The sequence below is a fragment of the Gardnerella sp. DNF00354 genome (assembly GCF_049262755.1).
GTDB lineage: Bacteria > Actinomycetota > Actinomycetes > Actinomycetales > Bifidobacteriaceae > Bifidobacterium > Bifidobacterium vaginale.
Window position 1 is genome coordinate 183,637 of sequence record NZ_CP058402.1, and the last position, 19,767, is coordinate 203,403.

10 protein-coding genes, 3 rRNA genes and 1 pseudogene are annotated in these 19,767 nt (G+C 44.2%); 1 reads left to right on the top strand and 13 read right to left on the bottom strand.

The window, feature by feature from the left end; translation table 11 throughout:
• Nucleotides 1–2: 2 nt before the first annotated feature.
• The 9 genes and pseudogenes from HXT24_RS00710 to HXT24_RS00750 all read right to left on the bottom strand — a co-directional run bounded on the left by HXT24_RS00710 (nucleotide 3) and on the right by HXT24_RS00750 (nucleotide 12,362).
• Nucleotides 3–2,401: pseudogene (locus tag HXT24_RS00710) on the bottom strand (choice-of-anchor M domain-containing protein).
• A 233-nt stretch (nucleotides 2,402–2,634) separates the two neighbouring features.
• Nucleotides 2,635–3,189, bottom strand: coding sequence for a cysteine hydrolase family protein (locus HXT24_RS00715; protein ID WP_004125197.1), 555 nt, complete (start codon nucleotides 3,187–3,189; stop codon nucleotides 2,635–2,637).
• A 228-nt stretch (nucleotides 3,190–3,417) separates the two neighbouring features.
• Nucleotides 3,418–3,534 (bottom strand): 5S ribosomal RNA (gene rrf, locus HXT24_RS00720).
• A 166-nt stretch (nucleotides 3,535–3,700) separates the two neighbouring features.
• A 23S ribosomal RNA gene (locus tag HXT24_RS00725) occupies nucleotides 3,701–6,760 on the bottom strand.
• A gap of 47 nt (nucleotides 6,761–6,807) precedes the next feature.
• Nucleotides 6,808–7,104 carry a hypothetical protein gene (locus tag HXT24_RS00730; protein WP_422119432.1) on the bottom strand — a complete coding sequence of 99 codons (297 nt, stop codon included), beginning with the start codon at nucleotides 7,102–7,104 and terminating at the stop codon, nucleotides 6,808–6,810.
• A gap of 30 nt (nucleotides 7,105–7,134) precedes the next feature.
• Nucleotides 7,135–8,662, bottom strand: a 16S ribosomal RNA gene (locus tag HXT24_RS00735).
• The 16S, 23S and 5S rRNA genes sit together here, the layout of an rRNA operon.
• A 561-nt stretch (nucleotides 8,663–9,223) precedes the next feature.
• Nucleotides 9,224–10,099: a phosphogluconate dehydrogenase (NAD(+)-dependent, decarboxylating) gene (gnd, locus tag HXT24_RS00740; protein WP_004118197.1), complete on the bottom strand. Its 876-nt coding sequence runs from the start codon at nucleotides 10,097–10,099 to the stop codon at nucleotides 9,224–9,226.
• Between the two features lie 214 nt (nucleotides 10,100–10,313).
• Nucleotides 10,314–11,654, bottom strand: a complete 1,341-nt coding sequence (locus HXT24_RS00745) for a GntP family permease (protein WP_004112718.1) — start codon at nucleotides 11,652–11,654, stop codon at nucleotides 10,314–10,316.
• 180 nt (nucleotides 11,655–11,834) lie between these two features.
• Nucleotides 11,835–12,362 (bottom strand): gluconokinase, encoded by a 528-nt coding sequence (locus HXT24_RS00750; protein ID WP_004112729.1) that lies wholly within the window; start codon nucleotides 12,360–12,362, stop codon nucleotides 11,835–11,837.
• A gap of 160 nt (nucleotides 12,363–12,522) precedes the next feature.
• On the opposite strand from HXT24_RS00750, the gene HXT24_RS00755 reads away from it, so the two are divergent.
• A complete protein-coding gene (locus tag HXT24_RS00755) occupies nucleotides 12,523–13,263 on the top strand; it encodes a FadR/GntR family transcriptional regulator (RefSeq protein ID WP_004124026.1) in 741 nt (246 codons plus the stop codon).
• A gap of 43 nt (nucleotides 13,264–13,306) precedes the next feature.
• Here the strand turns inward: HXT24_RS00755 and HXT24_RS00760 are convergent, their stop codons facing one another.
• The 4 genes from HXT24_RS00760 to HXT24_RS00775 form a co-directional block, all read right to left on the bottom strand.
• Nucleotides 13,307–14,140, bottom strand: coding sequence for an HD domain-containing protein (locus tag HXT24_RS00760; RefSeq protein WP_422119433.1), 834 nt, complete (start codon nucleotides 14,138–14,140; stop codon nucleotides 13,307–13,309).
• 82 nt (nucleotides 14,141–14,222) lie between these two features.
• Nucleotides 14,223–16,724, bottom strand: a complete 2,502-nt coding sequence (locus HXT24_RS00765; RefSeq protein ID WP_422119434.1) for a KUP/HAK/KT family potassium transporter — start codon at nucleotides 16,722–16,724, stop codon at nucleotides 14,223–14,225.
• A gap of 200 nt (nucleotides 16,725–16,924) precedes the next feature.
• Nucleotides 16,925–17,905 (bottom strand): TatD family hydrolase, encoded by a 981-nt coding sequence (locus tag HXT24_RS00770; RefSeq protein WP_101888013.1) that lies wholly within the window; start codon nucleotides 17,903–17,905, stop codon nucleotides 16,925–16,927.
• Between the two features lie 65 nt (nucleotides 17,906–17,970).
• A complete protein-coding gene (locus HXT24_RS00775; RefSeq protein WP_116437951.1) occupies nucleotides 17,971–19,767 on the bottom strand; it encodes an ABC transporter ATP-binding protein in 1,797 nt (598 codons plus the stop codon).

Consider the following 19,767-nt stretch of genomic DNA (forward strand, 5'->3'; position numbering starts at 1 on the left):
TTCTACAACAACTTCATACGTGGTCTCATCAAGAAAGCCCCAGCTCCTGTTACAGCACACAAGCTCACGCTTGCAGTTCCTACAGCAGCAGCTACCCATTTTGTTTTGTGACTTTTTGCTTCTTGTTCTTCTTCTGAATCTTCTAGTACTTCTGAATCCTCAATGTTTTCATCATCAGAATTGTATGAAGCAGCTTTAGTCTTATTTGACTTTTTGCCTTTTTTACTAAGCAGTTTCACTTTTTCATCTTCTTAGAATGTTTTGAAGAAGAAATACCATTTGACAATCCGCCTAATCCTTTAGAAGAAGATTTTGTGAAGCTTCCACTAGCATTTGTAAATACATTATTAGTATTAGCTCTTGCAACTAACGGAGTGGTTGCGGATTGCTTAAAACTGTTATTGTCAGAGTCTGACGATTCGGAAGAGTTATGCGAATTGGAAGAATCAGACGAATTGGAATCATCTTCGTTTTCATCTGACTTATTCTTATTCTTCTTTTTATCTTTATCCTTATCGTTTTTCTTTTTGTTCTTTTTAGAATCTTTATTATCTGACTCTGATTCCTTGTTGCTATTCTTTTCCTTTGATCCACCTGTGTTGTTGGATTCTTCGTTCTGATTGCCGTCTTCTATCTCATTCTGACTATCAGATTCATCGTTTCCATTAGACTTATGGTTCTTATTCTTTTTACGATTCTTCTTATTTTTCTTATTCTTCTTGTTTTTTGTTTTATTGTTGTTTTTATTCTTGTTGTTCTTCTTATTCTTAGAATCTTTTGAGTTTTCAGGTTGCGCATGATCTTTTTTGTCTAAATTCTTTATATTGACATTCCAATCGCAAAAATCATCGAAACCTGCGTTCCTATATAACGTTCCGTCGTCTAGCACAAGATAAGCGCGTACGACAGCATCCTGCATGCTTTCATCAATTGTTAATTCGCATGTGCTTCCGTCGGCAGAACCTTCAATATTTTTAAACTCTTTTTCGCCATCTTTTTTAATCATCCACTTGTATTTTTTTACTATGGATGTAGCTGGCTCTTCTGGATCAGACGCTTCACCTTTTACAGTAGGAACTCGTGGGGAGAACAGTTTAGCTTTTAGATGAACTTTTTCTCCTAAATTGACTTTGGACTTTCCGTATGCTTGTACTACTGGGCGTCCGTCAGTGCCATGATCTTCTACGACTATTGTTCCAAAAGCTCTATCTCTATCAAAAGGTCCAATTCCTTCTCCAGTTAAAATCACGCGAACTTTCATTCCGTTCATCGCAGGTTCAGCTGGCAGCTTTAGCCTTTCACCTAAGAAGCATGATGCAAATGTGTTTTCTTGTTCGTCAGCCCTGTTTATACACCATTCATATGATGGTCGTTTTATTTTTCCATCTTCAATATCTTTTTTGAATCCTTCACGATACGTGTAAAGATTCAATCCACCGCCTGGCTCATAGGAATGATAATGTGGGTGGCTACCAGTATTGCGAATCCCTAGTATGCACAGATTGCCATCGGCACAGTCAGAGTTTTCAGAAGGATCATCGTCTTTAGTGTTTGCATCCAAAACTGGAATTTCCGCTTTTCCGCGTTCTTTAACGACAGACTCAGATGGCACGGTATGATTATGGCTTGCTTCAACAATAAAAGTATATTTGGCAGTATTAGTGGTTTTAGTTTCTTTCGTTGTCTTGTTTTTAATAACAGCGTACGCTTCTAATGTATAGGTTCCAGGCTGAGTGAATACCCAGTTTGTATGTTGATGTGTAACTTGAGATTGATGAATCACTCCTGGAAGCTCGAATCGGCTGCCTTCTTCTTTTTCATCATCTTTATCTTGATATTCAAATGATTTTGCTATGGATTCTTTATCCTTATTTTTTGCAGACTGCCATATTAAAACTTTTCCGCCTTTAGGAGCTGTTACTTTTTGTATAACAATGTCTGCTGATGCGCCATCTTGATTTTCTTCGTCAACAGCGTATCTTGCTATAGACGTATCCCACCCTGGGAACAGCTCTTTATCTTGTTTATTACCAGATTCGTCTAAGAGCCAATAACCTTGTGAAGCATCGAATGGTAACTTGTTTTTGTAATTATCAAAATCTTGCGTACTGTATGATGACTCGCCAACCTTCATTGTCACATTTTCAGGCTTGTATAGCATAGAGTTGGCTTCAAAACCCATTGTTAGCTTGTCATCATGCATAAATGGATAGAAGATGTCCATATGGCCGTTTGACAACACATCTTTTGCGCTTGCATCATACTTATAGGTAGTTTGTTCTTCATCCGCATACGCAGGATTTGCAGCACTGAACCCCGATACCAGCACCGCAAACGCAAGTATCGCAACGCCGCACATCGCGAACGCGCGTTTTACCATATTCTTAATGACCTTAGTCATGTTACTGTTTCGCTCTCTACACTTCATCTTCTCAAATTCGCCTATTCGCGCTCTTCTTTCACGAATAACTATTGAAGACATCTTTACAACGTCTATCAATAATAATAATGATTCTCATTAATAGTCAAGTCGACACTCCGAATAAACAAAAACGCTGGCAGCTCAAAGCAACCAGCGTCGATTATTTAATAATTAATTATTTAATAATTATTTAATATTTTTAGATAAAGATCTTAGCCTTCTACAATATCTGCATTAAGACAAGTCTTAAAGTGGCGCAAAGCCCACTCGTGACCTTGAGGATCAAAGCTTGCGACTGCATCTTTGTGAACCACAATCTTGAATCCAAGATTATACGCGTCAACAGCAGTGTGGAGCACGCAAATATCCGTGCAAACTCCAACCAAGTGCAACTCCTCAATATGGCGCTCGCGAAGCTTAATCAGCAAATCCGTGCCATTAAAGGAAGAATAGCGAGTTTTATGAATGTAATACACGTTGCTTTTATCTTTATTTGCCTCATAAAAATCACCAAGAGTTCCATAGAGCTCCTGACCATGAGTTCCAGCAATATTGTGAGGTGGGAAAAGCTTAGTTTCTGGATGATACGGATCGTTTAGATGATGCGTGTCGATTGCAAAAACCACGAATTCACCAGCATCGAGAAATTCTTGCGATATCTCGGTAATGCGCTTCTCGAGCTTTTGCGCAGGTTCTCCTACTGTAAGCGAGCCATCACTTGCCACGAAATCATTCGTGTAATCAATGTTAATAAGAGCCTTTTTCATACATACTTCCGTTTAATCAGTTTAATTGTGTTAAAGCTACACTTACACACTACTCTTTACACTAACAAGATTCTTTACACTAACATGTTTCAGCGCAAGTGAGGTAGAGATTCGAGATTTTTCGCACTGAATGAGATGTATCGTTCGCGCGAGTAGACCGCGCGAACGATAACCTAAACTTAAATAATAAAAAAGCGGGGAACAATCAAGTTCCCCGCTAAAAGAATAATGCGGCAGCGTGCTAGTCTCCCACACCCTATCGAGTGCAGTACCCTCACCGTGTCAGGCCTTAGCTTCCGGGTTCGGAATGGGACCGGGCGTCTCACCTGAGCCATGACCACCGCAAAACTAGATTATACACTCACTATAAGCGAGCGGCAAATTGGCGGTTTGGGAACCGGACATGAACGCGAGCAACAGAAAAACAATCATCAAAATCAACAACTCAACCATAATCATGATCGTCTAACACTCCATACTATCTAAGAGAATTAAACGATAAGCAATACAAGTAGTATCACAATCGCCCATTAGTACTGGTCAGCTCCACCCCTTACAGGGCTTCCACATCCAGCCTATCAACCACGTGTTCTACATGGGGGCTCACACACAAAGTGCAAGGAATGCTAATCTTGGAGCAGGCTTCCCGCTTAGATGCTTTCAGCGGTTATCCCTTCCAAACGTAGCTAACCGGCAGCGCCACTGGCGTGACGACCGGCATACCAGAGGTTCGTCCACCCAGGTCCTCTCGTACTATGGGCAGGTCTCCTCAACATTCCAACGAGCGCAGAGGATAGAGACCAAACTGTCTCACGACGTTCTGAACCCAGCTCGCGTGCCGCTTTAATCGGCGAACAGCCGAACCCTTGGGACCTGCTCCAGCCCCAGGATGCGACGAGCCGACATCGAGGTGCCAAACCATCCCGTCGATATGGACTCTTGGGAATGATCAGCCTGTTATCCCCGGGGTACCTTTTATCCGTTGAGCGATGCCACGTCCGTACGCCGGCACCGGATCACTATCTCCGACTTTCGTCCCTGCTCGACCCGTCAGTCTCACAGTCAAGCCCGCTTGTGCGATTACACTCAACACCCGATTGCCAACCGGGCTGAGCGGACCATTGAGCGCCTCCGTTACTCTTTAGGAGGCAACCGCCCCAGTTAAACTACCCGCCAGGCACTGTCCCTAACACGGATAACGTGTCGAGGTTAGACGCCAGATATGGAAAGAGCGGTATTTCACTGATCGACTCCACGCAAGCTAGCGCCCACGCTTCACAGCCTCCCGCCTATGCTACACGATCCACACCTAACGACAATACCAAGGTATAGTAAAGGTCCCGGGGTCTTTTCGTCCTTCTGCGCTTAACGAGCATCTTTACTCGTACTGCAATTTCGCCGGGCTCCTGGCCGAGACAGTGGGGAAGTCGTTACGCCATTCGTGCAGGTCGGAACTTACCCGACAAGGAATTTCGCTACCTTAGGATGGTTATAGTTACCACCGCCGTTTACCGGGGCTTAAATTCACCGCTTCACCGAAGCTAACGGATCCTCTTAACCTTCCGGCACCGGGCAGGCGTCAGAGCGTATACAGCGGCTTACGCCTTCGCACGCTCCTGTGTTTTTGGTAAACAGTCGCTACCCCCTAGCTTGTGCCACCCCCAACAGCTCCGCTTGTAAAAAACATCACCATCAGGGGTCTCCCTTATGCCGAAGGCACGGGAGTAATTTGCCGAGTTCCTTGGCCAGGATTCGCCCGATCGCTTCGGTATACTCTACCAGACCACCAGTGTCGGTTTAGGGTACGAGCGGAATCACACCTCACGTTGAAGCTTTTCTCGGCAAGCAGGATCACCGGAATCAGCCTTACAGCCTACCCATCACGCCTCAGCTTAACATCCCCCGGATTTACCTAGAGGACAGCCCACACGCTTAGCCACGGAAAACCACCTCCGCAGCCGGCTACCTACCCGCGTCACTCCCACGCTAACCTACTACCGATACAGTCCCAACACTAAACCAGAAGAAAACCCCGAAAGATAATCAACCAGAATAACGAAGGTTAGTACTCTCAGATTCAGTTCGAACGGTGTAACACCGGTACGGGAATATCAACCCGTTCATCCATTCGACTACGCCTGTCGGCCTCGCCTTAGGACTCGACTCACCCGGGGACGACGAACGTGGCCCCGGAACCCTTAGTCATTCAGCGGACAGGATTCACACCTGTCTCTCGCTACTCATGTCTGCATTCTCACTCCCGTAAAGTCCACGACAAGTTCACACTGCCGCTTCACCCCATACAGGACGCTCTCCTACCCCACATGAACTAAATCATGCAGCCGCGTCTTCGGTGGCGTGCTTAAGCCCCGCTACATTGTCGGCGCGGAACCACTAGACCAGTGAGCTGTTACGCACTCTTTCAAGGATGGCTGCTTCTGAGCCAACCTCCTGGCTGTCTATGCGACTCCACATCCTTTCCCACTTAGCACGCGCTTCGGGACCTTAGACGACGATCAGGGCTGTTTCCCTTTTGACGACGGAGCTTATCCCCCGCCGACTCACTGCCATGATAAACCTAACAGGTATTCGGAGTTTGGCTGCTATTAGTACCCGGTATGGGCCCGCAAGCATCCAGTAGCTCTACCCCCTGTAAGCAATAACATGACGCTGCACCTAAATGCATTTCGGAGAGAACCAGCTATCACGGAATTTGATTGGCCTTTCACCCCTAACCCCAAGTCATCCCCCCAGTTTTCAACCTAGGTGGGTTCGGTCCTCCACACGGTCTTACCCGCGCTTCAACCTGCTCAGGGCTAGATCATCCCGCTTCGGGTCCAGGACATGCGACTAAAACGCCTTTTAAAACTCGCTTTCGCTACGGCTCCCCCACCCGGGTTAGCCTCGCCACATACCACTGACTCGCAGACTCATTTTTCGATAGGCACGCCGTCACCCCACAAAGAAGGCTCCGACGGATTGTAAGCGCACGGTTTCAGGAACTATTTCACTCCCCTCCCGGGGTGCTTTTCACCTTTCCCTCACGGTACTAGTACACTATCGGTCAGACAGGAATACTTAGGCTTACCCAACGGTCTGGGCAGATTCACGCGGGATTCCACGAGGCCCGCGCTACTTGGGAATAAACATAAAAAGACATCGCGCAACCTGCTACGGGGCCATCACCCTCTACGGCTGGGAATTCAATCCCATTCACATAACACGACATTTTATCACTCTTCTCAACCCCGTCAGAGGCTGAACAGTCAATCCCACGACCCCGAATACGCAACACCTGACGATTATCACACGTACTCGGTTTAGCCTGATCCGCTTTCGCTCGCCACTACTCACGGAGTATCCTTTCCTGCAGGTACTGAGATGTTTCACTTCCCTGCGTACCCCCCACAAAAACTGTGGTGACCACCCATAACAGTGGCCGGGTCTCCCCATTCGGAAATCCTCGGATCAAAGCCCACTCGGCAGCTCCCCGAGGCATATCGCAGCCCGTCACGTCCTTCATCGGTCCTGTCTACCAAGGCATCCACCATACGCCCTTACCAGTGATACACCAGTAAAAAGCCTATCGCTTAACTCTCTAGACAATAAATCATCACACTAAACGATCACAAAACGATCAAGCGACTCCACCAAAATGGAGCCGGTTGAAATTGATAAAAGTAAAAACAAGCAAAACCAAAAAACAGTCTCACTATTCTTACTCGCGTCCACTATCCAGTTCTCAAACCACCAAACACCAAGAACACAAGCCAAAAACCAAAAAGCCTCAACCTGTAATCCAAGGGCCAGGACCGCAACCCCAAAAAAAGGGGGGTGGCAATCCGGGAACCCAAAAGCATGCCCAACAAACTCATCTAAAACATTAACTATTGTTTTCCACACCAGTAACCACACTCAATCCGAGCGTGCACAAAAACTCCGTAGAAAGGAGGTGATCCAGCCGCACCTTCCGGTACGGCTACCTTGTTACGACTTAGTCCCAATCACGAGCCTCACCTTAGACGGCTCCATCCCAAAAGGGTTAGGCCACCGGCTTCGGGTGCTGCCCACTTTCATGACTTGACGGGCGGTGTGTACAAGGCCCGGGAACGCATTCACCGCGACGTTGCTGATTCGCGATTACTAGCGACTCCGCCTTCACGTAGTCGAGTTGCAGACTACGATCCGAACTGAGACCAGTTTTAAGGGATTAGCACCATGTCACCATGAAGCAACCCGTTGTACTGGCCATTGTAGCATGCGTGAAGCCCTGGACGTAAGGGGCATGATGATCTGACGTCATCCCCACCTTCCTCCGAGTTAACCCCGGCGGTCCCCCGTGAGTTCCCGGCATAACCCGCTGGCAACACAGGGCGAGGGTTGCGCTCGTTGCGGGACTTAACCCAACATCTCACGACACGAGCTGACGACGACCATGCACCACCTGTGAACCTGCCCCGAAAGGAAACCACATCTCTGCAGTCGTCAGGCACATGTCAAGCCCAGGTAAGGTTCTTCGCGTTGCATCGAATTAATCCGCATGCTCCGCCGCTTGTGCGGGCCCCCGTCAATTTCTTTGAGTTTTAGCCTTGCGGCCGTACTCCCCAGGCGGGACGCTTAACGCGTTAGCTCCGACACAGAACCCGTGGAATGGGCCCCACATCCAGCGTCCACCGTTTACGGCGTGGACTACCAGGGTATCTAATCCTGTTCGCTCCCCACGCTTTCGCTTCTCAGCGTCAGTAACAGCCCAGAGACCTGCCTTCGCCATTGGTGTTCTTCCCGATATCTACACATTCCACCGTTACACCGAGAATTCCAGTCTCCCCTACTGCACTCTAGCCCGCCCGTACCCGGCGCAAACCCACCGTTAAGCGATGGGCTTTCACACCAGACGCGACGAACCGCCTACAAGCTCTTTACGCCCAATAATTCCGGATAACGCTTGCGCCCTACGTATTACCGCGGCTGCTGGCACGTAGTTAGCCGGCGCTTATTCGAAAGGTACACTCACCCAAAAGGCTTGCTCCCAATCAAAAGCGGTTTACAACCCGAAGGCCTTCATCCCGCACGCGGCGTCGCTGCGTCAGGGTTCCCCCCATTGCGCAATATTCCCCACTGCTGCCTCCCGTAGGAGTCTGGGCCGTATCTCAGTCCCAATGTGGCCGTCCGCCCTCTCAGGCCGGCTACCCGTCGAAGCCTAGGTGGGCCATTACCCCGCCTACAAGCTGATAGGACGCGACCCCATCCCATGCCACTAAACACTTTCCCAACAAGACATGCGTCAAGTTGGAGCATCCAGCATTACCACCCGTTTCCAAGAGCTATTCTGGAGCATGGGGCAGGTTGGTCACGCATTACTCACCCGTTCGCCACTCTCACCAACCAGCAAGCTGGTCAGATCCCGTTCGACTTGCATGTGTTAAGCACGCCGCCAGCGTTCATCCTGAGCCAGAATCGAACCCTCCACGAAAAACTTCAATGAAGAGCCAACAAAAGGCTCCAATATAAAAGAAAAAGACGAGACATTCTTTAAGGAAAGAACATCCCAACAAAAAACCTCACCATCATTTAACCATCTCTCAGGCACCCCACAATCTGTGAGGCTGACAATGAACTGGCAATAATTAACTAATAAGTAGTACAGACACGCTCTTGAGTTCTCAAACCACCACCACACCAGCCGGCTCATCAACCTCAACCGAGGAGAACCAGCCGCGCTGAGCAGCAAGAGATAAACTTACACCAAACCCCACCAAAACGCAAACCAACACCAAACAAACACCACAAAACCATTGAAAACAAGCCAAAACATCGGCGTGTCGAAAACACGCAAAAAACCACAACAAACCACCACAACCACCAACACAAAACCAAAAACAACCCAAAAAACAAACAAAAAACCATAAAAAACACAAAACCCGGGAGTGTCGCAAACAAAAATAGATGGACAATTAACACATAACTGCCCATCTATACAATCTTTATCTATTTTTTACCTATTTTTACCTTAGATATTTTCTACTTACTTTGACTATTTTTTAGTGACATGACCACCAAACTGCGCACGCAACGATGAAACTACTCGCAAAGTGTCATCTCCACCTCCGCGAGATACTTGGCGAGCCCACAATGAGCATGCTGTAACTGGGGTTGGAACACCAAGTTCAAGTGCAGCTTCAACCATCCACTTTGCTTCACCAGATTCATTAGCAACAGGAGGCATAGATTCTAATGTAGGATCGTCTTTTGCAGCGCGCGCGAATAAGTCAAGAAGCCAAGACTGAACAACAGAACCTTGGCGCCATGAAGACATAACCTTAGCTGGATCATCTATTAATTCTGAACGCATCATTGTTGCAAAGCCTTCACCAAAAGCCTGCATCATGCCATATTCAATTCCATTGTGAACCATCTTGGCAAAATGACCACCGCCAACAGCACCAGCGTGAACGAGTCCGTCAGGGCCTTCAGGCTTCAAAGTCTCGAAAATTGGTAGCATTCTCTGATAATCTTCATCGGAGCCGCCAGCCATCAATGCGTAACCACGAGTCGAGCCCCAAACTCCTCCTGAAACTCCAACATCCATAAAATGGATTCCTTTTGCTTTTAATTCAGCAGAATGACGCTGATCATCAATATACCTGGTATTACCTCCATCAATTACTAGATCATTATCTTCAAGAAGATTGCTTAATTTTTCGATAGTTGTGTCTGTAGGAGAACCAGCTGGAACCATAACCCATACAATACGCGGACTAGAAAGTCTTTGTACCAATTTTTCTAAAGAGTCAACATCTCGATTTGATTCGGCACTAACATCGTATCCAACAACTTCATGACCTCCTTCGCGCAAGCGCTTAACCATGTTTCCACCCATGCGTCCTAAACCGATAACACCTAATTGCATAATAAATGCCTTCTTTCAAATTTTTTGATAACTTTTAATAACTTTTGCAAAACTGTCTTATAAAATTTTTATAAAATAATTCTGACGTCTGTATCTTTTGTATCTATGGTTCTTATAAATAATTTTTAAAGATATCTGCTACAAATATCTGCAAAAAATATTTGTACAAACCGTCTGTTCCTACACAAAACTTATTCAGATAATCTTTTTAATTTCATATGAACACAGGAACAACAGCAGAAACTAGCATAATAATTGCAAGTCCAACAACAGACAATACTGTTTCCATTAATGACCATGTTTTAAATGTTTGTCCTACGCTCATACCGAAATATTCTTTAACCAACCAGAATCCAGCATCATTTACATGAGATAAGAAGATTGATCCAGCACCAATAGCTAGTACGAGTAACGCTAATTGTACTTGATTTAGATTTGCAGCCAAAGGCGCAACAATTCCAGATGCCGTTACGGTTGCAACGGTTGCAGATCCAGTCGCCAGCCTAATTAGTACAGCAACAATCCATCCAGCAAGAAGAGGATTAAGATTTGCCTGAACAATGCCCGTAGCAATAACTTTACCAATTCCAGAATCTACAAGAGTTTGCTTGAATCCACCTCCAGCAGCAACGATCAACAAGATACTTGCAATTGAGGAGAACGAAAGGCCTACCAGAGAATTTAATGTATCTCTACTCCACTTTGCGCGAATAGCAAATAATATCATCGCAAAAATAGTAGTGATTGTAAGCGCTTCAAGTGGTGTTCCAATCCATGCGATTACACTACCAAATGTAGATTTTGATTGCCCCGTAATATCAACAACACTGGCTGCAAGCATAAGAATTACTGGAAGTAAAATTACGCTAGACGCTTCCGCGAATGTAGGGCGATTTTGTGGCTTATCTTCCTTCTTATTGTCTTCTTCTTGCTTAGCTTGAATAGGAACCATTTTTACCATCCAATGAACCATTAGAGGTCCTGCGATTGCTACAGTTGGTATGGCGATAATCAAACCAAAAGCCAAAGTCAATCCAAGGTTTGCATGCAAAGCATCAATAGCAACAAGTGGTCCAGGATGTGGCGGTACAAAAGCATGCAAAGCCGATAAGCCTGCGAGCGCCGGTATTCCTAAAGCAATTACTGGCATTTTTGTACGACGAGCAACAAGAAGAATAATTGGTATAAGTATCACTACACCAACTTCAAAGAACAGTGGAATTCCAACAATAAATGCGCTCAGCGCCATAGCCCATGGAAGCTTATGTTCTGGAGCTTTCTTAAGTATGGTGTCACAAATCACGTCTGCTCCACCAGAACGCGTAAGAAGAATTCCAATAATTCCGCCTAAAGCAATGAGTAATCCAACTCCTGATGCTGTGGAACCAACTCCATTAGTAAAGCTTGTAAGACTTTTATCATATGGAACTCCTGCAATGATTGCAGTTGCAATCGAACCAATCATTAACGATAGGAAGGGATGTACTTTTACCACTGCAATAAGTACGACAATAAGCGCTATACCTAATATTGCCGCAAGAATTAACCCACTCATAAATCCTCCATGATTTTGTGAATTGTTTTAATTATTGTGATGCTTTATTTATAATTCCTTGTGATCTTTTGTTTACGATCAATGCGCTAACAACTTTGTTATTTGCGTTAGTAATTTTTGAATGTATATTTTTGTGCTGCTTTACAATTGCGCCACTTTACAATTGCTATTGTTTTGCATTTATGATTGTTTTTGCAGCTGCGATTGTTCATATGTTTTCACTGCTTTGATAGCTCTATGAACCATATCTTCAACAGAACCTTCAATCGATATAACGGTTCCGTTTTCTTCTTTACCTAGAGGCTCCAAAATTGCGAACTGACTTGGCAATAAAGATGGTGGCATAAAGTGTCCTTTACGATCTTTTAGCCTCTGCGCTATTAACTCATGGCTTCCGTTTAAATGCAAGAAGTACACGTTTAGATTTTTAGAAAGAACTTCGCGATATGACCGTTTTAATGCAGAGCTTGAAACAACTGTGTTTTCTCCAAGACTTTCACGCGCAACCATCCATTTGTTAATAAGATCCAACCAAGGCCAACGATCTTCATCTGTTAGCGCAATTCCTGCGGACATTTTATCTATATTAGCTTTTGGATGAAAATCATCACCTTCTGCCAGAGTGTAACCAAGTTGATCACGAATTGCCTCAGAAACAGTAGACTTGCCGCAACCAGCAACGCCCATCACTACAATGTGAATCGCCATAATAGCTCCTTTGTTATTGACAACACTATAAGAATACCACACAAAGACTCTTTGTCAAAGAATTAAGAGTCTTTGTGTGGTATTTTTTGAGCATAACTATATTTTCATTTTCTATTTGCTAGGATGAAACCATAAATATACATAAAACTGCGAGGCAAATATGGTGTCTAATACCACACAAAGTCAAATTTCTAGTGACTTAGTGACCGAAAACGCTCCTTTACATCTATCTATAGCAGATTCTCTCGCAGATGAAATAGTAAATAACAAATGGGAGCCAAAAACTAATCGAAAACTAGAAGATATTCAAAAACAATATGGAATATCTAGAACAGTAGCTCGAGAAGCAACAAGACTACTAGCATCTTTGGGTTGCGTACAATTTCAACGCGGAACAGGCGTAATAGCTTGCAATCCAGAAAATTGGGACGATTTAAATACACGAGTAATCACATGGAAACTACATTCACCATACAGAGAAAATGAACTACGAGCATTAACAGAACTTCGTCTTGTTGTAGAACCTGCCGCAGCAGCTGGATGTGCATTACGCGGAGATGTAGAAATACGCTATAAATTGGGCGTAATTGGTCACGATATGGTAAAAGCGGTAGAAGAAAATAGACTGGCAGATTTTCATGAATCAGATATCCAGTTCCATACTCTTTTGCTTGCAAATAGCGGTAACCCGATTTTTGCAAAACTTAGTTCAATAGTCGAAAGCGTATTACGCGGCAGAGTTGAGCTAAATCTTTATCCGCAAAAACCAAACAAAGAAGCGATATTAAACCATAAAAAGGTAACGCAGGCAATTATGGAAGGCGACGCAGCTGCAGCAAGCGCTGCTATGCACGATATTGTAGCAGAAGTAAACACTGCACTTGGATTAGCGGCTTTATAGCCATAAAAGCAAAGCTTAATCAACTTTGCTTAATCAACCTTGCCTAATCAACCTTAAGCCCAAAGAAATCTGCAAGCTTGCAAACACTCACTCTGCCATACTTATTAACCAAGAACATCCATCGCTTTGCATTTTCTTCGCCAAATCGTTCAGCTTTACGTCTATATGTATCAACTGTTAAAAATCGCGGCGGAATCGACTTACTGTTGTATTTATCTGCAACCATCACAATTTCTTGTTCAATAGTTTGCGGAATATAGTCGCCAGCTGGAAGCGGTAAATTCTGCGAAACAACTTGCTCGCGAGTCAGCCCTACACCAGTATGATTACGCGCAAATTGCGCAGTATCTTCGCTAAAACCGTTATCAATCAAATAATTGTAGCCGCGCAAGCCGTGCAAAATATAATGAGGACCGTCAAACTCCAACTTACCGTTCTCTTCGCGCGAACCGTCTTTATCTAAAACAAAATAAGTTCCGATATCGTGCAACAATCCGCCAGCAAATGCAGCATATTCGTCTACATAATCACTTGGAGCCGCACCTCCATCGATTTGAGGAAGAGATAACGGATCTAAATTTATTAATCTTTCAAGACACGACTTTGCTAAATCACATCTACTTTTTAAGTCTTTATTGATTTTAGATATTTGACATAGCATAATCTGTTCAACGGACGCTGGCGACTTATCCGCAAAATCCTCAATACTACCAAGCTGCTTAAAAGCCAACAACTGATTTTGGTGTCTTGCGATCATCCAAGAAATCGTAGCAATAACAACACAATGGCAGTGAATCAAATTGTACGCAGCTTCACTTGGCGCAGTAGCGCGATGCAACTTTTCGATCCTATTAAAATCAGGCAAATCTGCAAGCATAATTACACCGCGCTCCTTAAAACAAAGCAACACAACAAAGCAACACAAACAAAGCACTTGTTGCTTAGTTGCTTAAATCACTTCACTTTTTAACTGCTTTAATCTGGCCAGTATCTATTCTAGCGATTTTGCCAGTGTTAGATATTTTAGATTCCTTAGGATCCTTATTTGCAGACTTTTCAGACTTCTCAGACTTGCCATCGCTAGAAACATTTGCATTAACAATATCTCTAGCGTTCATAATAGTTGTTTGTTCAGCATCCGACGCAACATCAGACACAACTCCTGAACCTTGCAAAGACTGAACTGCTCTAGAAGAAGCAACTTCTTCTCTCTTTAAACGAGGAGGCCTACGAGTGGAAACAAACAACGGCTGAACTTCTACAACAGGATTATACGGAGCTAATCCAAACCACTTAACAGGCGTTCCAGCAATATGACGAATCGCATACTTCATTTTTAGCGACAATGCGCCACGCAAAGAAATATTCGACTCAGGCATCAAAGCCTTATGCAAAAGCACGTAACGAATTGGGCCAATATCTGGATCCGCATCAACCTTAGGGTACACAGATTGCTGTTGCGGAAGCTCGCCAGTATGCGACAAATCGTGCATAATCTGATGCAAATACGCAGGAATCGAAGGAGAAACCTTAAACCCAAGTTTGATCTTAACGCGGAACAAATAGTCCGTACCAAAATTCTCCACGCAATATTCGCGAGTAAACGGAGCATCATCCGTTTCCACTGACACAGCCCACCACGCGCGCGCACGCTTAGGATGATCCGCAAAAATAGAGAAGAAGATTCCAGTATCCAAACGCTTCATTTCCTTATCTGAAGTCAAATAAACAATGTTATCTGCAAAATAAGGAATACGGAAATCACGATGAAGCTTATCTAGCACAGGCAAAAAATCCTTAGGCTTCATGTGCAAGCGTTGCGAACGCTCAATCTTAGTGCCATCCTTCCAAGTGAGCATAACGATAAGAATCGTAGCCCCAAGAATCATGGTAAACCAGCCACCATGCATGAATTTTGCCATAGATGCTATAAAGAACAAAATCTCGATAATCAAGAACACAGTGGCAAAAATTAAAGCAGCAATCTTCTTCTTTTGATACCACATGTGAACAGTAAGAAGTGTTGTTGTAGCAATCATGGTAAGCGTAAGCGCAAGACCGTATGCTCCAGAAATATGCTCTGAATCTTTAAACACAGCTAAAACCGTAAGAGTTGCAAGACAAAGCACAAAATTAACAACTGGAATATAAAGCTGACCACGAGTACGCGCAGGGTAACGCACCTGGAGATGAGGCATCCAATTAAGGCTTGTAGCTTCTGAAACCATAGTGAATGCACCAGTAATCAAAGCCTGTGATGCAATAATGCCTGCTGTTACAGAAAGCACAACTGCTACATAACGTAAATTCGGGCTGAGCATCTGGAAGAAAGGATTTAAGCCTTCTATAGACCATAATGCTTTATTGTTTTGATGTTGTAGCATCCAGCTGCCTTGACCAAAGTAGTTTAGAACAAGAGCAACTTTAATAAATGGCCACGTAACGTAAACGTTTCCACGCCCAACATGACCCATATCAGAATACAAGGCTTCCGCACCTGTTGTGGAAAGGAATATGATGCCCATTAACGCCATTCCTTGCACATTGTGCGAACTAAACAAAAACTTCAAGCCGTAAATTGGGTTCAAAGCTTCAAAAATTGCCCAATCTTCTCCAATATTCATGATTCCAACAAGCGCTAGGAATCCGAACCATATCATAACTACTATGCCGAAAACTTTGCCTATTCTTTCAGTTCCTCGCTGTTGAACCGAAAACAGAATCACAATAATAACCACGGTGATCATTAAAGATAGATTGTCGTTTTCTAAGAAAATAGGCCTAAACGCAGATATAGTTCGCAGACCTTCAACTGCGGAAGATATTGAAACTGCTGGAGTTAGAACAGAATCCGCAAGGAACGCAGCACCGCCAATCATTGCTGGAATCGCAAGCCACGCGCCTTTTCGTCTAATAAGCGAGTAGAGTGCAAAAATTCCACCTTCGCCTTTGTTGTCTGTGCGCATAGCTACAAACACGTATTTTACGGTTGTGATCAGCGTGATTGACCAAAACACTAGGGATAACATTCCGTAAACGGCTTCGCGACTAATGTTTTGCAATCCGCCTTGACCAGCTAAGAATGTTTGAGCAGTGTACAAAGGAGAAGTTCCAATATCTCCATAAACAACGCCCAATGCCACTATCGACATACCTAAAGTAAATTTATCTGAGCTGGTTTGTATCTTTGCCCACCATCTGCCAAGTGGACCTCTAACCGCACTATCCGCAAGCTTTTCAGCCTCTTTAACTTCTTTAGCCTGCTGATACGCCAACGCCTCTCGTTCTTCGCGAGTGGTGGTTTTCTGAGAAACTTTTGGCGCTTTTGTAAAAGAAGCGGCTTTTAGGATCGCCTCTTTAGGGTTCGTTACTCCCTTAGCAGCCTTCTCAGACTCCTTCGCCCCGTTGCGAAGATCCTTAGCGTTATCGTTAGATAGCGCTGAAACGCGTGACTTAGTCATGCTTGATTTTTCCTCCAAAAAGTAAGACCTCTTCTTTGCAATAATCTGCCATAATAAGAAGTCGCATATGGTCTTACTGCTTACAGTTTTATTTATTTGTACCTAAATATTGTATACAATAACAGATATATAAAGCAAAGTCAGCATAGAATCCTTGAAAAATAAGGCTTAATCAAAGCAAGAATATAAGACTAGATCATCTAAAAACCGTAGATTTCTTTCGTTGTTTTTAAAGTTGACTTTGCTACTTCTAGCAAAGAACAGTCAAGCGCGGTTGCTAACGATTCAAGTGTATAAGGAACCATATAAGGAGCGTTCGGGCGACCTCGATACGGCATTGGCGTAAGGTACGGCGCATCTGTTTCAACAGTAATGTGATCTTTGCCGATAATTCGCGCAGATTCTTGTAAATCTTCGTTACCCTTATAGCTAATCGTTCCAGAAAAACTCGCGTACCATCCGTTTTCTTTTAATACTTGAGCTAAGTCTTTCCCGCCAGAATAGCTATGAAACACTGTGTGCTCTGGCGCTCCGTCTTTTAGCAAAATTTCTACAACATCACTATGAGCATCTCTATCGTGAATTTGAAGCGGCAAATTAAGCTCTTTTGCAAGTGCTATATGCGCGCGGAATGATTCGCGTTGGTAAATTCTTGCGTGTTCGCCTGTGCGAAAATAGTCTAATCCCGTTTCACCTATTGCCACTACTTCTTCTGCGTTACCTACGACTAGCGAGCGCAAGTGTTGCATCGCTTCGTCAAATGAAATATCATGATACGGCTTATAAACCACCGGTAAGCCGTCTGGTCCTTCTGCTCCCCTATGACCATGTAGAGGCGCTTCGTTGGGGTGAATCGCTATTGCAGCACGCACGCAATCCGCGTGAGCTGCCGCAAAATCTATTGTTGGCTGCCAATTTGGATATTCGCATCCAACCTCAATCATTTTAGAAACGCCTGATGCTTTTGCACTATTTACTAAGTCATCTGCACTTGGTTCCGCAATTGGTTCTCGCCCTTTTTGCGATAATTCTTGATTAAGATTTTTTGCAAAATCCACTACGCTTAACATGTGCGTGTGGTCGTCTGCGATTGTTATGCCTTCTTTAATTAGATTCTGCCATATTTCAGACTGCTCTGTTAAAGAAGGCGCCCAATTGTGTTCGCGATGATGCTTACTCATGATTTACAAGTGTAGTCGCATATTTAACGTGGCTTGAAACGTGACTTAAAACGCAACTTTTGCGCTTACTGGATCGCAGCACTAATCGCAGCGTATTGCGATTCCACAAGCCTGTAATACGCACCTTTCTGCGCCATAAGTTGCTCATGGCTTCCGCGCTCCACGATTTGCCCATGGTCAATCACGCAAATCAAATCCGCATTCTCTATTGTAGAAAGCCTGTGTGCAATTACAAAAGAAGTGCGATTTTTAAGCAATTGAGCTAATCCTGCTTGCAACGCCTCTTCTGTACGCGTATCTATATTGCTTGTTGCTTCGTCTAAAATTAGAATTCGCGGATTCGCAAGTAATACTCTGGCAAACGATATAAGCTGCCTTTGTCCTGCAGAAAGAGTGGCTCCTCGCTCCTCAATTTCCGTATCGTAGCCATTAGGCAATTCTTCAATAAACTCGTGCGCGTGAACTACGCGAGCCGCCGACTCAATCTCCTCGTCTGTTGCGTCAAGCTTGCCGTAGCGAATGTTTTCTTTAACAGTTCCGCTAAATATAAAGCTGTCTTGAAGCATAACGCCCATTTGTTTGCGCAAAGATGCTAACGTTATTGAGCGCACATCGTAGCCGTCAATTGTGATTGAGCCTTCGGAAACGTCGTAGAATCTAGAAAGCAGGCTTACAAGCGTTGTTTTACCCGCTCCAGTAGGACCTACAAGCGCAACCGTTGTTCCAGGCTCAATGTGCAAGTCAATTAAATTCAAAATCGGCTTTCCGCTCTCTTCGTAGCGGAACACAACGTCGTTTACGTCAACCCTGCCTTTAATTTGCGGCAATTCTTTTGCATCTGACTTATCTACAATATTTGGCTTAATGCTTAGAGTCTCAAAAATACGCTCCAAATACACTGAGCATGTTATAAGTTGCGTGTAGAAGTTACCAATGTTTACAACTGGCTCCCAGAAAGTGCTCGAATACCACACAAATGCTATAAGAGTACCCGTGCTTATGTTCATACTGCTCGCGTTTGTTATGCCAACATAGTAGAGCAGCGAAATTGCTGCGCTTTCAATAATCGAAGCTCCAGGCCAAAGCAGCATTTGCACTCTAACATTTTGCATCCACGCTTTTCTAACTCCCGACTGCTGCTCTTGGAATGTAGCGTATTGCTCCGATTCGCGCGCAAAAGTCTGAGTTGTTTTTACGCCTGCGATTGATTCGTGCAAATATGCGTTAAGATTGCTTTGCTTATTTGATAGTTTTTTAGACGCTTTTCGTTGCAAAATTTGCAAAGTGCGAGTCCAGATTATAAAAACTGGGAATAATACAAGACTCCACAATGCCATTCGCCAATCCATAGCAAACATTGCGATTAGTGTAATGATTAGCACAAAAACATCGGAAAACACGTTGATTAAACCAGAAGAAAGCGTGTCGGAAAGCGTGTTTATGTAGTTTACTATGCGAATCAAAATCTTGCCGTGTGGGCGCGAATCGAAGTAATCAAACGATAACGATTGCACGTGCGTAAAAATATCTCGTCGCATATCTTTAATTATCATTTGGCCGAGTCGCGTAATTGCAAGCGTTCTGTAGGCTAACCCAAGCTCATACAGCACAATAAGCACGCCAAACAATGCAATAAGCACGTACAAATAAGAAACGTTTTTATTAGGCAAAACTACATCTATAAGTGTTTTTGTAATCATTGGAGTTACTGTCATAATGCAACTTCCGCTAATAACAACTAAAACTATTTTGACTAGTTGCCATGCGTACGGCTTTATGTATTTGCGAACGCGCATCAACTCGTGTAAATTTACGTGCTCTTCTTGGCTTTCATCTTCTTTATAAGTGTTGCGTTGCGCCAT